General features: G+C 71.2%; 1 protein-coding gene. It reads left to right on the forward strand.

Annotated features, from left to right (window positions below; genetic code table 11):
- Positions 1-39 precede the first annotated feature (39 nt).
- The coding region (locus AC5RUJ_RS17670; protein ID WP_494156434.1) for a C40 family peptidase at positions 40-725 on the forward strand (686 nt) is incomplete at its 3' end.

Genomic DNA, 725 nt, shown 5'->3' on the forward strand with positions numbered 1-725 from the left:
GCAGCCCAGGCCCCCGCCGGCGCTTCCGGGACCGGCGCCGTGAGCGGGACCGGTGCCGCGACCGGGACCGTCGCCGAGCTGATTAAGGCCACGGAGAAGTACGTCGGCCTGCCCTACGTCTGGGGCGGCAACGACGCGTCCGTCGGCCTCGACTGCTCGTCCTTCGTGCAGCATGCCTTCCGCGACATCGGCATCGACCTGCCGCGCGTCACCTGGGACCAGATGAAGGAAGGCACGCCGGTGGCTTCCATGGCAGATGCCAAGCCCGGCGACCTGCTCTTCAGTTTTGACGGCGGCCACGTCTCCATCTATCTGGGCAACGGCAAGGCCATCGACGCCCCGCAGCCCGGCGACACGATTAAGGTCCGGGACGCCTGGGAGAACGACTCCAACCTCACCACCATCCGCCGTATCCTGCCCGAGGAGTCCTCGGTCCAGGCTGCCGGCGCCGGTTCCGGCGGGGCTGCCGGAGCCGCGGGGTTGACCGCGGACCAGCAGAGCGCGCTGACCGACCTGATCGCCGCCGCCCAGCTGTCCACGTCCACCGGGCTGACCTCGATGCTCACCGGGCAGAACGGCACGTCCGGCGCGATCACCGCCATGCTCAACGGCCAGACCGGAAACACGGGACTGGCCTCGACGCTCAACGGCGGCCCGGGCTCTGGCGGCGCCGGACAGCTGACCGACCTGCTGGCCGCCGCGCAGGCGGCCATGGCGAGGGGACG

The organism is Arthrobacter sp. Y3223164, from assembly GCF_059091005.1.